Below are 14,486 nucleotides of genomic sequence, written 5' to 3'. Positions count from 1 at the left end.
CTTTGAAATTTGTCAGCGGGCTGGCGGAAGGGTGACCTGGCTGATCGTGCAGCCTCGGCGGTCGACTTCGGCACAGTCGCGGAATGCGAGATCCTTGGTGAGGCAGATGCGGATTTCTTCCAACTGGCGTCCCTCGCAGCTCGCGGCGATGCCGCGGTGGCTCATGCCAGGATTGGCGCTGAGGAATTTTTGTTCGATTTCATCCGCGGAAAGGTTGAGCGGCCGGTCGCCGCGGGTCAGGTCGGCAGGAATCGCTACACGCTCATAAGCCTGGCGGACCTTGTCGAAATAGGTCTCCTGATTCAGCCCGGAGCAGCTGCCGTGCTTTCGCCACTGATGGCCGACAAGTCCCATCGATGGCATGATGTCGAACATCTTTTCGCCAATCGTACGCGGTACGCGTTCAGGCTCGGAGGTTCGGCAAAAGTCCGGATAACCCTTTTCATATTGTGGCCACAGGCCATGCACGACGAAGCGGAACCGTTTGTCGATGCCGCATTGCTGGTCGTTGCGACCGCCCTTGGCAGTGGCGCAGAAGGTCGGAGACCATGAGAGCGAGAGCACGTAGAAATCGAAATTCCCGGCGCGGTCCGGCTGCCGATCCTGGCGACGTTCCTGCGCATTGACCGGGGACAATGCCGAGACCGCGGTTGCGAGCATGATCGCTGCGGCAAAAAGGACCTCGCGGAGAGCCGACGATTTCTTCATCATGATCACGAATCCTCACCATTGGAACACGAGAGCGTTGTAATTGTTGAATGTTCAGTGTCCAAGCGAATAGAGTGCAAATTCGCTGATGGCTGCGTGCAGTGATCGAGGTGGGGAGCAAAGAGCGAAACAGCTGAATGACATTCAAGAAATACCTGTGGCCTGCCGTTGGCGGCCTTACGATAGCGCTTTCGGCGTGGCTTCTCTACAAGGAATTGAGGGGGCTTTCGCTCGATGATCTGTGGGTAAGCCTTGCGGCAATTCCCAAGACACACTGGTGCCTGGCCGCGGCTTCAAGCCTTGTCGCCTACTGGGCTTTGGCGGGATACGACCGGATAGCCCTCTTGCATCTCGGGCGCAAAATCGACTGGTTTTTCATCACCGTCTGTTCGTTCACCACCTACGCATTGTCGCATAATATTGGCGCCTCCGTCGTTTCCGGTGCCGTTGTCCGCTACCGCGCCTATTCGACGAGGGGCATGACACCGGCGGAAATCGGCGTCCTTATCGCCATGTGTTCCTTCACCTTCATTCTCGGAACGCTGATGCTGATCGGCATCATTCTTGTCATCGAGCCGGAAGTGATTGCGCGTTTCGGTGACCTGATCCCGGTCGAAGCTTCGGCTGCGCTGGGCTATCTGCTGCTGGTGTTGATCGGTCTATACGTCGTTGCCAGCTTCATGAAGCTGAAGCCGTTGACACTCCGGCTGTCGAAACTGGGGACGGTCAATATCGTCTATCCCGCACCACGGGTCGTGTTGCCGCAGCTTCTGATCGCGCCGATCGAGCTGATCGGGGCTGCCGGGATCATCTATTTTGCCCTGCCGGAGGTCGGAAATCCCGGATACATGGTCGTACTGGGAATTTTTCTCGTGTCCTTTTCCGCGGCCCTTCTTTCCCATGCACCGGGTGGTCTCGGTGTCCTGGAACTGGTTTTCGTCATGGGCCTGCCGGACATGAATCCGGCCGATGTCATCGCGGCACTGCTTGTCTTCAGGCTCTTCTACCTGATCATCCCCTTCGTCATGGCGCTGGTGGTGATCTTCGTTTTCGAGCGCTCGCAGTTTCGCCGCGATGAGCCGCTGGATATCCAGCGGGCCAAGCATCAGGAAAAGGCTTAGAGAGCTTCTGGGCGATTATTCCTCGCCGCGTCCGCCCTCTTCGCCACGCAGCCAGAAGGCGCGTTGCGAGGCAAAACGATCCTGACCAAGTACGGTTTTGAGTACCGGCAGTAGCGCATGCAACTCGTCCTTCAGCGTGAAGGGCGGGTTGACGATGATGAGACCGGTGCCGGAAAGCCCGGTCGTTTCGCGATCGCTTTTCACCGAAAGTTCGGCGCAGAGCATTTTAGGGATTTCCAGCGCCTGAAGCTCCTCATGGAAGGATTTGATCGGCGCGCCCTTCTTGATCGGATACCAGAGGCAATAGGTGCCGCCGGAAAAGCGGCGGTAGGCATTAGCAAGCCCCTTCACCAGCCGCTCGTATTCGCCGTTCTCCTCGAAAGGCGGATCGACCAGAACGATGCCGCGCTTTTCCTTCGGCGGTAGATGCGCACCGAGCGCCAGCCAGCCATCGAGCTCCGTCACGCGAACCTGGAAGTCACCCTCGAACAGATTGTGCAGACGGTTATAGTCTTCCGGATGCAGTTCCATCGCCGAAAGCCGATCCTGCGGGCGAAACAGCATGCGGGCAAGCTTTGGCGAGCCCGGATAAAGCTTGATGCCGCCCGCGGGGTTCAATTCCCGGATCGCGGTGAAATAGGGTTCGAGGATTTCGGCCACATCTGCAGGAAGCTCTGCCTCCATCAGCCGACCGATCCCGTCCACCCATTCACCGGTCTTCTGTGCTTCTTCCGACGACAGATCGTAAAGCCCGATGCCGGCATGGGTATCGAGCACGCGAAATGCCTTGTCCTTTTTCTGCTGGTAACGAACCAGCCGCGCCAGAACGGCGTGCTTGAGAACATCGGCAAAATTGCCCGCGTGATAGATATGCCGGTAGTTCATCTGGGCTTGTGTCTCGCTTGAATAAAATTGATGGCTGCCAAATCGCGCTTTTGGCGCGCCTCAGCTTGCAATATAGAAAACCCATGAACATCGCGACCCCCATCTCTGCCAAAAGCAAGCCCGGCCACAATTCAGTCGGCCATACCGTCTGTCCGCACGACTGTCCGAGCGCCTGCGCGCTGGATGTTGATCTGACCGAGGACGGCAGGATCGGCCGCGTGCGCGGGTCGTCGGACAATACCTATACGGCGGGCGTCATCTGCGCCAAGGTCGCGCGCTATTCCGAGCGCATCTACCATCCGGGCCGTCTCATGGTGCCGCAGCGCCGCAAAGGGGCGAAGGGCGATGGCAACTGGCAGGAGCTTTCCTGGCAGGCTGCGCTCGACGAGATCGCCGACGCATTCATCAAGGCTGAAGCGAAACATGGGTCCGAAGCCGTCTGGCCGTATTTTTACGCAGGCACGATGGGGCAGGTACAGCGCGACAGTATCGAGCGGCTGCGGCATGCCAAGAAATATTCGGGCTTCATGGGCACGATCTGCACCAACATGGCCTGGACCGGTTACGTGATGGGCACGGGCGCTCTACGGGGTCCCGATCCGCGCGAGATGGCGAAATCCGATTGCGTCGTTATCTGGGGCACCAATGCGGTTGCCACCCAGATTAATGTCATGACCCATGCGATCAAGGCCCGCAAGGAACGCGGCGCGAAGATCGTCGTCGTCGACATCTACGACAATCCGACGATGAAACAGGCGGACGTAAAGATCGTCCTTCGTCCCGGCACGGATGCCGCGCTCGCCTGCGCCCTGATGCATATCGCCTTCCGCGACGGTTATGCCGACCGCGAGTATATGGCGAAATATGCAGATGACCCGGCTGGCCTCGAAGCGCACCTGAAATCCCGCACGCCGCAATGGGCGTCGGAAATCACCGGTCTTTCGGTCGAGGAGATCGAGGATTTCGCTCGTCTGATCGGCACGACGAAGAAAACCTTCTTCCGCCTCGGCTACGGTTTTTCCCGCCAGCGCAACGGCACGGCGGCCATGCATGCCGCATTGTCCGTCGCGACCGTTCTCGGCTCTTGGCAATACGAAGGCGGCGGCGCCTTCCATAACAACGGCGAGATCTTTCGGCTGAACAAGTCCGAGCTGATGGGCACGGCCTATATGAACCCCGAGATCCGCATGCTCGACCAGTCGCAGATCGGCCGCGTGCTGACCGGCGATCCGGTGGCTCTGCGTCATCGGGGCCCGGTCACGGCGCTTCTGATCCAGAACACCAATCCGATGAACATCGCGCCGGAACAGCGTCTGGTAAAACAGGGCTTTGCACGCGACGACCTGTTCACCGCCGTGCACGAACAGTTCATGACCGATACGGCCAAAATGGCCGATATCGTGCTGCCGGCGACCATGTTCCTCGAACATGACGATCTATATCGCGCCGGCGGCCAGCAGCATATCCTGCTCGGCCCCAAGCTGGTCGAGCCGCCATCGACCGTTCGTACCAATCTCTTCGTCATCGAGGAACTGGCAAAGCGTCTCGGCGTCGATCACTACGCCGGTTTCGGTAAGGACGAGCGCAGCCATATCGACCGCATTCTGGCCGATAGCGGCTGGGGCTCCTATGACGACCTGAAGGCCGACAAGTGGATCGATGCCCAGCCGGATTTCGACACGGCCCATTACATCAAGGGCTTCGGTTATCCGGATGGAAAATTCCGTTTCTCGCCGGATTGGATAAACGGCCCGTCCCCCGATCGCACGCCGGATAACGTCGGTCCGCTTGGCCCGCATGCGGAACTGCCGCGCTTCCCGGATCATGTCGCGGTGATCGAGACGGTCGATGCCGAACATCCGTTCCGGCTGGCAACCTCTCCGTCGCGCAGCTTCCTCAATTCCAGCTTTGCCGAGACGAAAAGCTCGATACAGAAGGAAGGCCGGCCGGAGGTGATGATCGAACCGAGCGATGCAGGACGTCTCGGCGTTGTCGATGGCGATATCGTCTGTCTTGGTAATCGCCGGGGCGAAATCCGCCTTCATGCCAAGCTGGTGCCGGGCGCAAAGCCGGGTGTGCTGATCGCCGAAGGGCTATGGCCCAACGACGCGCATCTCGACGGCGAGGGGATCAACGTTCTGACCGGTGCCGATCCCGTTGCGCCATTCGGTGGCGCTGCCGTCCACGACAACAAGGTCTGGCTCCGCAAGAGCTGATCCTGCATCATCGACGGGAATCAGAAGTACAGGAACGGACATGATCGACATCGACACTTCCGAAGCGGACCGCGTGCGCCTCGTATCGAGAAAGACCCTGTGGAAGGGATTTGTGACGTTGGAGATGCTCACTTTCGAGCAGCAGATGCGGGATGGGAGTGTGGTCACTGTCTCTCGCGAAGTCCACGATCACGGCAGCGCTGCCGCCATTCTTCTGCACAATCCAGCCGATGATACCGTCGTTCTCGTCCGTCAGTTCCGCTCCGGTGCCTTCGCCAATGGCGACCCGGCTTTTATGCTGGAGATACCTGCCGGTCTCGTTGACGATGGTGAAATTCCGGCCGAAGCCGTAGTCCGCGAAGCGATGGAAGAGACCGGCTTCAGCATAGAGAAGGCGCGCTACATTTGCGACGTTCACGCGAGCCCCGGCGCTCTGACGGAAAAGCTGTCGCTCTTCGTCGCCAGCATCGATGCCGACAATAAAACCGGTCTCGGCGGTGGCATTGAAGGCGAGGCAGAGGATATCGAGGTTGTAACCCTGGGCCTCGATGAGGCCTACAGGATGATAGCCACGGGCGAAATCACCGATGCCAAGACGATCATCGCATTGCAGTGGGCAGTGCTGCACCGTGCGGAACTGGCTTCGGCCTGAATGCATCCACGTTGTTAATTCTTTGCGGCTTCATACGAATGTCACGAAATGCGCCTAACGGCTCCAGCCGACAGACCGAAAGCATTAGGAGATGATCATGTGGCTCGGCAATTTCACCCTCGTTTTGCCGGACCAGATCGTTGAAGGCGGATCGGTTCGGATCGAAGACGGCGCGATTGCCGAAATTCGTGATGAGGCCGTTGCAGATGCCGTGATCGACGGCGGCGGGCGTTACCTGATGCCGGGTTTCGTTGACCTGCATGGTGACATGATCGAGCGCGAGATTTCCCCGCGTCCGAAGGCGGAAATGCCGATCGATTTCGGCATCCATGAACTGGACAAGAAGCTTGCCGCTCATGGTGTGACGACTGCCTATGCCGCCGTTTCCTTCGCCACCGAAAGCGTCTATGGCAATGTGCGCTCGCTCGCGACGACCTCTGCCGTCATCGAGGGCATCAACCGGCTGCGAGACGATCTGCTGATCGACCACCGCGTCCATGCCCGTTACGAGATTACCAATGTCGGTGCAGCAGAAACGCTGGAGCGGTTGCTGGAAGCCGGCGAGATCGACATGGTATCGCTGACCGACCACACGCCGGGGCAGGGCCAGTACAACAATATCGAAGCCTATGTGCTGAGCATGTCCGAGCGCCGCTCGATCTCGATCGAGACCGCGCAGGAGATGATCAACAAGCGTATCGAGATGCGCAGCAATCCGGAAATCGAGACGCGGCTCAAGGAAATCGTTGCGCTGTCGAAGAAGCACGGCCTGTCGCTCGCCTCGCATGATGACGACAGCGTCGAAAAGGTCATCGAGATGTTCGAACTCGGCGTCACGATCAGCGAGTTTCCGGTGACGATGGCCGCTGCCGAGGAAGCCATTCGCCGTGGCCTTCACACGCTGATGGGCGCGCCGAATGCGCTGCGTGGCGGCTCCATGTCTGGCAACCTGAGCGCGCTCGACGCCGCCAGCGCCGGCCTTCTCTCCACGATCGCAGCGGACTATCATCCGGCCGCCTTCGTTCCTGCAATCTTCAAGCTCGCCGACATCATGACGATCGGCCTGCCCAAGGCCGTCGCCATGGCAACGTCGAATGCTGCCCGTGCGGCAGGCCTCACCGATCGCGGCGAGATATCGATCGGCCAGCGCGCCGACCTCGTCGCCGTCGAGACCGGCGACGTCCACCGCATCCGCGCCACCTTCCGCGACGGCCGCTTCGTCTATAGCGACGGCACGCTGCATCCGCTGCAGATGATGGCGGCCTGAGTTCAAGCCTCGATCGGCGATATAATCTGCGGGAAGGTCGCAGGCGCTGCAGCCTGCGCGGACACAGCCCGCCCGCTCTCCATCCTCACCTTGCCCTCGGCAAGCAGCTTCAGCGCCATCGGATAAAGCTTGTGTTCGACTGTCAGCACGCGTCCTGCCAGCGTGTCGGCGGTGTCATTGGAAATGACCGGCACGGCCGCCTGCGCCACGATCGGGCCTTCGTCCATGCCTTCGGTGACGAAATGCACGGTGCAGCCGGCAATCTTCATGCCGGCGTCGATGGCACGCTGATGTGTGTGAAGACCGGGGAAAAGCGGCAGCAGGGAAGGGTGGATGTTGAGAATGCGGCCCTCATAGGGGCGGATGAAATCGCCCGAGATCAGCCGCATGTAACCGGCAAGACAGATGATGTCCGGATCGATGTCGCTGAGCGCCTCAAGGATTGCGTTCTCATGCTCGGCCTTGCCGGCATAGGCCTTGCGTTCGAACACGTAAGTCCTGATGCCGCGCGCCTCGGCCTTGGCGAGCCCGCCGGCAGTCGGCTTATCGGAGATAACCGCGACGATCTCGGCCGGAAAACCCGGTTCAGCACAGGTATCGGCCAGCGATACCATGTTGGAGCCGCCGCCAGAGATGAAGACGACGACGCGCTTTTTGGCCGAGTTCATGATCTCATCCTCAAGACATTGAGAAATTACAGGCCGAGCGTACCCTTGTAGATGACGCCGGCACCGCCCTCAGCGCGCTCTACCATGCGGCCGAGCTGTACGACCGTCTCGCCTTCGGCGGAGAGCACGTCGGTCACCGCCTTGGCGTTCTCTTCAGACACGACGATGATCATGCCGACGCCGCAGTTGAAGGTGCGCAGCATTTCCTTCGGCTCGACACCGCCGGTTTTCGCCAGCCAGGAGAATACAGCCGGAACTGGGATGTTGCCGAGCTCGATCTCGGCAGCAAGCTGCTTCGGCAGGACGCGCGGAATATTTTCCGGAAAACCGCCGCCAGTGATGTGGGCAAGCGCCTTCAAGGCATGCGTCTCGCGGATCGCCTTCAGAAGCGGCTTCACATAGATGCGGGTCGGGGTCAGCAGCGCTTCGCCGAGCTTCTTGTCTGCCGCGAACGGGGCAGGGGCGTCCCAGCCGAGGCCGGAAAGCGAGACGATCTTGCGCACCAGCGAGAAACCGTTGGAATGAACGCCGGAAGAGGTCAGCCCGAGGATGACGTCGCCGGGCGCGATATCGCCGGCCGGCAGAAGCTGGCCGCGTTCGGCAGCACCCACGGCAAAGCCCGCGAGGTCGTAATCGCCATCGGAATACATGCCCGGCATTTCAGCCGTTTCGCCACCGATCAGCGCGCAGCCGGATTCGACGCAGCCCGCTGCAATGCCCTTGACGATCGCAGCACCTTGATCGGGATCGAGCTTGCCGGTAGCGTAATAATCGAGGAACAGAAGCGGTTCCGCACCCTGAACGACGAGGTCGTTGACGCACATGGCAACGAGGTCGATGCCGACCGTGTCATGGAAATCCGCGTCGATGGCGATCTTCAGCTTGGTACCGACGCCGTCATTGGCGGCAACCAGGATCGGGTCATTGAAGCCTGCTGCCTTCAGGTCGAAGAGGCCGCCGAAACCGCCAATCTCGCCGTCAGCACCAGGGCGCCGGGTGGAACGCACCGCCGGCTTGATCTTCTCGACCATCAGGTTACCGGCGTCGATATCGACGCCTGCATCGCTATAGGTGAGACCGTTCTTGCCTGCCTCGCTCATAATCCATCTCCAGTCCGGACCCAAAGGGAACTATAAGCTGCCGCCAATTGCACGACGCGCCCGGATATGCAAGCGTTTCGGCCATGTTTTGAAGGCATTTCACAGGCATGCTCGCTAACCGGGATGTGAACTTGACCTCGTCCGGCAAGCCCCTCATATGCCATGGAAACGCGAATAGCGATCGACAAGGAGCAGACATGCCGTATCACGTCAGTGGCGCAAGCCTGAAGCGCCACCTCCTGTTCTGGCTAGGCGTGCTTGTCGGCTTCATTCTTTTCCTGTGGTTTTTCTCGTCAATCCTTCTGCCCTTCGTGGCCGGCATGGCGCTTGCCTATTTCCTTGATCCGGTCGCCGACTGGCTGGAGCGTCGGGGGCTTAGCCGCACCATGGCGACAATCGTCATCCTCGTCTGCTTCGTCACCATCTTCGTGCTGGCACTGATGCTGGTCATCCCGATCATTATCAGCCAGTTCACCCAGTTTGCGGCGGCGCTTCCGGGCTACATCACGGAACTGCAGCAGATCATCTCCAGCCCGCAGACATCCTTCCTGCCGCCCTGGGTCTCGACCCAGATCGAAACGGTGAAGGAGAACTTTTCCCAGGTGCTGAGCCAAGGGGCAGGTTTTGTGGGATCCTTACTGGCGCAGATCTGGAATTCCGGCAAGGCGATCGTCGACGTCATGTCGCTGCTGGTCGTCACCCCGGTCGTCGCCTTCTACATCCTGCTCGACTGGGATCGCATGGTGCGCAAGGTCGATAGCTGGATCCCTCGGGATCAGGTGCAGATCGTCCGCCAGATCGCCCGCGACATGGATCAATCCGTTGCCGGCTTCATCCGTGGCCAGGGCTCGCTCTGCCTCATCCTCGGCATTTACTACGCAGTCGGCCTGTCGCTCGTCGGGCTGAATTTCGGCCTGCTGATCGGCTTCGTCGCCGGCATGATCTCGTTCATCCCCTATATCGGTTCGCTCATCGGACTGGTGATGGCGATTGGCGTGGCACTCGTACAGTTCTGGCCGGATTTCCCCTGGATCCTCGCCGTAGCCGCCGTCTTCTTCTCCGGTCAGTTCCTTGAGGGCAATATCCTGCAGCCGAAACTGGTCGGCCAGAGCGTCGGCCTGCATCCGGTCTGGCTGATGTTTGCGCTGTTTGCCTTCGGAGCGCTGTTCGGCTTCGTCGGCCTTCTCATCGCCGTGCCCGCGGCTGCGGTGGTTGGCGTGCTTGTCCGTTTCGCCTTGGCACGATATCTTGACAGCGATATCTATTATGGCCGCTCCGCCGAACTCCCCTGGGAGGAAGGCGCAGCCCACGCCGTCGACCACAAGACCGCCGCGCGTGAAATCGAAGCTCCTGAGAATAACTGAAATTTTATGACTGACCCTATGGACCGCCCGCAAGGCAAGGGCGAACAGCTGCCCCTGCAATTTTCCCACGATGCCGCCCGCGGACGCGACGACCTGATGGTGTCCGAACGTATGGCCGCTGCCGTGTCTATCGTCGACGAGTGGCCCAACTGGCCTTCACCGGTTGTCGTGCTGGCAGGCCCGGTCGGATCGGGAAAATCCCATCTCGCCCATATCTGGCGCGAGCTGTCGGGGGGGCAGGAAATCCATCCCGTCGTTGGTTCCAACGCATCGCAAATCGCCGCAGGCGGCCCGGTCCTGTTCGAGGATGCCGACCGGCGCGGCTTTGACGATGCCGAGCTTTTCCATGTCATCAATGCCGTGCGTCAGCACGGACAGACATTGCTGATGACGTCGCGTCTCTGGCCGACTTCCTGGGCGGTGGACCTGCCGGACCTCAAGTCGCGGCTGAAGGCAGCCACCGTCGTTGAAATCGGCGAGCCTGACGAGGAGCTTCTCGCCCAGGTAATGATAAAGCTTTTTTCCGATCGGCAGCTTAATATTGATGACAAACTGGTGAGCTATATCGTCAACCGGATGGAGCGTTCGCTCGAAACGGCGCAGCGCGTCGTTGAGCAGCTGGATCATCTGGCGCTTTCCCGCGGCACGCGCATCAACCGGGCGCTGGCTTCGGAAGTGCTGGAGAGTTTCGGCCAGACTGACGCGGGAGATTGACTGTCACAGTTCCGTCGTCAAAACATTATACGGCCGAAAGGCTTAAACTGAGGATGGAGCTCATGGACCAGATCGCCGGAACGTCGGAAACCAAGGAAGTTGTTGTAGACTCGATCCCGAGCTTCGAGGAACAGCTTGCAAGCTCCGACCGCTTCATCAACCGCGAATTCTCCTGGCTGCAGTTTAATCGCCGCGTTCTGGAAGAAACGTTGAATACAGCGCATCCGCTTCTGGAGCGTGTCCGGTTCCTGTCCATTTCGGCTGCCAACCTCGACGAATTCTTCATGGTGCGTGTTGCCGGCCTCGAAGGTCAGGTCCGTCAGGGTATCGTCATCCGCAGTCCCGATGGCAAGACGCCGGCCGAGCAGCTCGACTCGATCCTGCAGGAAATCGATAATCTCCAGATGGAGCAGCAGGCCTCGCTCGCCGTGCTGCAGCAATATCTGGCGCAGGAAGACATCCTCATCGTACGCCCCAATGCGCTCTCCGCCGAAGACCGCACATGGCTGGCGACGGATTTCGAGGAAGACCTGTTCCCGGTGCTGACGCCGCTGGCGATCGACCCGGCGCATCCTTTCCCCTTCATTCCGAACCTCGGCTTTTCCATGGGCCTCCAGCTGCACAGCCTGCACGGCAAGGAGCCGATGACCGGTCTGCTGCGTCTGCCAACGACACTCGATCGTTTCGTCCGCCTGCCAGATGACGGCACGACGATCCGCTACATCACGCTGGAAGATGTCGTCGGCATGTTCACCGACCGGCTGTTCCCTGGCTACGAAGTCCGGGGTGCTGGCACGTTCCGCATCATTCGCGACAGCGATCTGGAAGTCGAAGAAGAAGCGGAAGACCTGGTGCGTTTCTTCGAAACGGCCCTGAAGCGCCGCCGCCGCGGCAAGGTCATCCGCATCGAGACCGACAGCGAAATGCCGGCGTCGCTGCGCCAGTTCGTCGTGCAGGAACTCGGCGTGCCGGACAATCGCGTGGCCGTTCTTCCCGGCCTGCTCGCATTGAACACTATGTCGGAAATCACCAAGGCGCCGCGCGAAGATCTGCGCTTTGACAGCTATAACGCCCGATTTCCGGAGCGGGTTCGCGACCATGCTGGCGACTGCCTTGCTGCCATCCGCGAAAAAGACATGGTGGTCCACCATCCGTATGAAAGCTTTGACGTGGTTGTGCAGTTCCTTCTGCAGGCCGCCCGCGACCCCGACGTGCTCGCCATCAAGCAGACCCTCTACAGAACCTCCAACGACAGCCCGATCGTCCGAGCACTGATCGATGCGGCTGAAATGGGCAAATCGGTAACGGCGCTGGTCGAGTTGAAGGCGCGTTTCGACGAAGAGGCAAACATCCGCTGGGCGCGCGACCTGGAGCGCGCCGGCGTGCAGGTCGTGTTCGGCTTCATCGAACTGAAGACCCATGCCAAGATGTCGATGGTCGTCCGCCGTGAAGACGGCAAGCTGCGCACCTATTGCCACCTCGGCACCGGCAACTACCACCCGATCACCGCCAAGATCTATACCGACCTGTCCTTCTTCACCTGCAATCCGAAGATCGCCCATGACATGGCGAATATCTTCAACTTCATCACCGGTTACGGTGAGCCGAAGGAGAGCATGAAACTGGCGGTGTCGCCTTACACGCTGCGCCCGCGCATTCTCCGCCATATCGAGGAAGAGATCGCTCACGCCAAGGCCGGTCGTCCGGCCGCGATATGGATGAAGATGAACTCGCTGGTCGATCCCGAGATCATCGACGCGCTTTACCGCGCAAGCCATGCCGGCGTAGACGTCGAACTGGTGGTGCGCGGCATCTGCTGCCTTCGTCCTCAGGTTCCCGGACTGTCTGACAAAATCCGCGTCAAGTCCATCGTCGGGCGCTTCCTCGAACACAGCCGCATCTTCTGCTTTGGCAATGGCCAGGGCCTGCCATCGGATAAGGCGCTTGTCTATATCGGTTCCGCCGACATGATGCCGCGCAACCTCGACCGCCGCGTCGAGACGCTGGTGCCCTTGCTCAACCCAACGGTGCATGAACAGGTTCTATCACAGATTATGCTGGGCAATCTGATTGACAACCAGCAGAGCTACGAGATACTGCCCGACGGAACGTCAAGGCGCATGGAGGTGCGGCAGGGTGAGGAGCCTTTCAACGCCCAGCACTATTTCATGACCAACCCAAGCCTTTCCGGCCGCGGCGAAGCCTTGAAGTCAAGCGCACCGAAACTGATTGCCGGAGTAATGTCCGGCCGTAAGAAATAGGCAGTATGGTAAGTTCTGAAGCTCAGGGGCGGCTCCCGGGCATCGCCCCCGTTTCCGTTATAGATATCGGATCCAACTCCGTTCGTCTGGTTGTCTACGAGGGTTTGACTCGGGCTCCGACGGTCCTTTTCAACGAGAAGGTTCTGTGCGGGTTGGGCAAAGGCCTTGGCGCGAATGGTCGCATGGACGACGAGGGCGTCGAGCGCGCCCTGGTTGCGTTAAAGCGCTTCAAGGCGCTTTCCGACCAGGCGCGCGCCACGGATATCTATGTTCTGGCGACAGCCGCCGCCCGTGAGGCGAGTAACGGTCCTGATTTCATCCGCAATGCCGAAGAGATTCTCGGACAGGAAATCCAGGTTCTCTCCGGCGAGGAAGAGGCCAAGTATTCTGCGCTTGGTGTCATCAGCGGTTTCCACGATGTGGATGGCATTGCCGGCGACCTCGGCGGCGGATCGCTTGAGCTCATCGATATCAAGGGCCATGAATTCGGCCGTGGAATTACCCTGCCGCTTGGTGGCCTGAGACTGTCGGAATCCTCCGGAAACTCTCTCGCCAAGGCGCGCAGTTTTGCCCGCAAGCAGGTCAATACCGCCCGTTTTCTTGAAAAGGGCGAAGGCCGGACCTTCTACGCCGTTGGCGGCACATGGCGTAACATCGCCAAGCTCCACATGGAGATGACCAATTATCCGCTGCACATGATGCAGGGCTACGAACTGTCGCTCGAGGAGATGCAAAAATTCCTCGACGAGGTGATTGCAGCCAAGGACTCGAAGGACGGCGCATGGCAGGCGGTTTCCAAGAACCGTCGCTCGCTTCTCCCCTATGGCGCGATCGCCATGCAGGAAGTGCTGAGCGTCATGAAGCCTGCAAAGATTACCTTTTCCGCGCAGGGCGTTCGCGAAGGGTATCTTTATTCCCGTCTGCCGGACAGTGAACGTGACGCTGATCCGCTTTTGGTTGCTGCCGACCAGCTCGCGATCCTGCGTGCCCGTTCGCCGGAACACGCACGTGAGCTTGCCGACTGGACCGGCCGCATGGTTCCCTTTTTCGGTGTCAGCGAGACGGAAGAGGAAAGCCGCTATCGGCGGGCCGCCTGCCTCGTGGCCGATATCAGCTGGCGCGCTCATCCGGATTATCGCGGTGCGCAGGCGATGAACGTCATTGCCCATTCATCCTTCGTCGGCATCACTCATCCGGGCCGCGCCTATCTGGCTCTCGCCAACTATTACCGCTTTGAAGGCGTCGGCGATAATGGCGATACGGGTGCATTGGCGACGATTGCGACGCCGCGCCTGCTGGACCTTGCCAAGCTGCTGGGTGGGTTGCTGCGCGTGGTCTACCTGTTCTCGGCATCCATGCCGGGCCTCGTCCACCACCTGACCTTCCGCCAATCGGCAACGCCGGATCTCGATCTCGAGTTTGTTGTTCCACACGAATATGCCAATTTTGCCGGCGAGCGTCTGGACGGACGCCTCCAGCAACTGGCGAAGCTGACCGGCAAGCGGCTGGCTTTCAAGTTCGAATGATAAA

12 protein-coding genes are annotated in these 14,486 nt (G+C 59.9%); 8 read left to right on the top strand and 4 right to left on the bottom strand.

From position 1 onward, the window contains the following. Positions 1-12: 12 nt before the first annotated feature. Entirely contained in the window at positions 13-708 is a 696-nt protein-coding gene (locus tag JZX87_RS14415) for a ribonuclease T2 family protein (RefSeq protein ID WP_206826566.1), read from the bottom strand. A 137-nt stretch (positions 709-845) separates the two neighbouring features. On the opposite strand from JZX87_RS14415, the gene JZX87_RS14410 reads away from it, so the two are divergent. Then, positions 846-1,829, top strand: a complete 984-nt coding sequence (locus JZX87_RS14410) for a lysylphosphatidylglycerol synthase domain-containing protein (protein ID WP_148145370.1) — start codon at positions 846-848, stop codon at positions 1,827-1,829. A gap of 15 nt (positions 1,830-1,844) precedes the next feature. Here the strand turns inward: JZX87_RS14410 and JZX87_RS14405 are convergent, their stop codons facing one another. Next, the gene (locus JZX87_RS14405) at positions 1,845-2,714 is read right to left on the bottom strand and encodes a 23S rRNA (adenine(2030)-N(6))-methyltransferase RlmJ (RefSeq protein WP_183827249.1); all 870 of its coding nucleotides are present in this window, start codon (positions 2,712-2,714) and stop codon (positions 1,845-1,847) included. A gap of 83 nt (positions 2,715-2,797) precedes the next feature. Between JZX87_RS14405 and JZX87_RS14400 the strand changes: the two genes are divergently transcribed. The 3 genes from JZX87_RS14400 (at position 2,798) to JZX87_RS14390 (ending at position 6,849) form a co-directional block, all read left to right on the top strand. Then, a complete protein-coding gene (locus JZX87_RS14400; protein WP_206826376.1) occupies positions 2,798-4,930 on the top strand; it encodes a molybdopterin-containing oxidoreductase family protein in 2,133 nt (710 codons plus the stop codon). Positions 4,931-4,970: 40 nt separating this feature from the next. Then, positions 4,971-5,582 (top strand): NUDIX domain-containing protein, encoded by a 612-nt coding sequence (locus tag JZX87_RS14395; RefSeq protein ID WP_206826375.1) that lies wholly within the window; start codon positions 4,971-4,973, stop codon positions 5,580-5,582. Positions 5,583-5,679: 97 nt separating this feature from the next. Then, entirely contained in the window at positions 5,680-6,849 is a 1,170-nt protein-coding gene (locus tag JZX87_RS14390) for an alpha-D-ribose 1-methylphosphonate 5-triphosphate diphosphatase (protein WP_206826374.1), read from the top strand. 2 nt (positions 6,850-6,851) lie between these two features. Here JZX87_RS14390 and purN read toward each other — a convergent pair whose 3' ends face one another. After that, complete coding sequence (gene purN / locus JZX87_RS14385) at positions 6,852-7,517, bottom strand: phosphoribosylglycinamide formyltransferase (protein WP_206826373.1); 666 nt, start codon at positions 7,515-7,517, stop codon at positions 6,852-6,854. A 26-nt stretch (positions 7,518-7,543) separates the two neighbouring features. Continuing rightward, on the bottom strand, positions 7,544-8,617 hold the full coding sequence (purM, locus tag JZX87_RS14380; protein WP_206826372.1) for a phosphoribosylformylglycinamidine cyclo-ligase: 1,074 nt from the start codon (positions 8,615-8,617) through the stop codon (positions 7,544-7,546). 197 nt (positions 8,618-8,814) lie between these two features. Here purM and JZX87_RS14375 point away from each other — a divergent pair, with 197 nt between their 5' ends. The 4 genes from JZX87_RS14375 to ppx all read left to right on the top strand — a co-directional run bounded on the left by JZX87_RS14375 (position 8,815) and on the right by ppx (position 14,482). Then, on the top strand, positions 8,815-9,981 hold the full coding sequence (locus JZX87_RS14375) for an AI-2E family transporter (RefSeq protein ID WP_206826371.1): 1,167 nt from the start codon (positions 8,815-8,817) through the stop codon (positions 9,979-9,981). Positions 9,982-9,987: 6 nt separating this feature from the next. Then, on the top strand, positions 9,988-10,695 hold the full coding sequence (gene hdaA / locus JZX87_RS14370) for a DnaA regulatory inactivator HdaA (RefSeq protein ID WP_206826370.1): 708 nt from the start codon (positions 9,988-9,990) through the stop codon (positions 10,693-10,695). 62 nt (positions 10,696-10,757) lie between these two features. After that, positions 10,758-12,956, top strand: a complete 2,199-nt coding sequence (locus JZX87_RS14365) for an RNA degradosome polyphosphate kinase (protein ID WP_206826369.1) — start codon at positions 10,758-10,760, stop codon at positions 12,954-12,956. 5 nt (positions 12,957-12,961) lie between these two features. Further along, a complete protein-coding gene (ppx, locus tag JZX87_RS14360; protein WP_206826368.1) occupies positions 12,962-14,482 on the top strand; it encodes an exopolyphosphatase in 1,521 nt (506 codons plus the stop codon). The last annotated feature ends 4 nt before the right edge of the window (positions 14,483-14,486 follow it).

The organism is Agrobacterium sp. Ap1 (assembly GCF_017313375.1).
GTDB lineage: Bacteria > Pseudomonadota > Alphaproteobacteria > Rhizobiales > Rhizobiaceae > Neorhizobium > Neorhizobium cellulosilyticum.
This window is presented reverse-complemented; position numbering and strand designations above follow the sequence as displayed.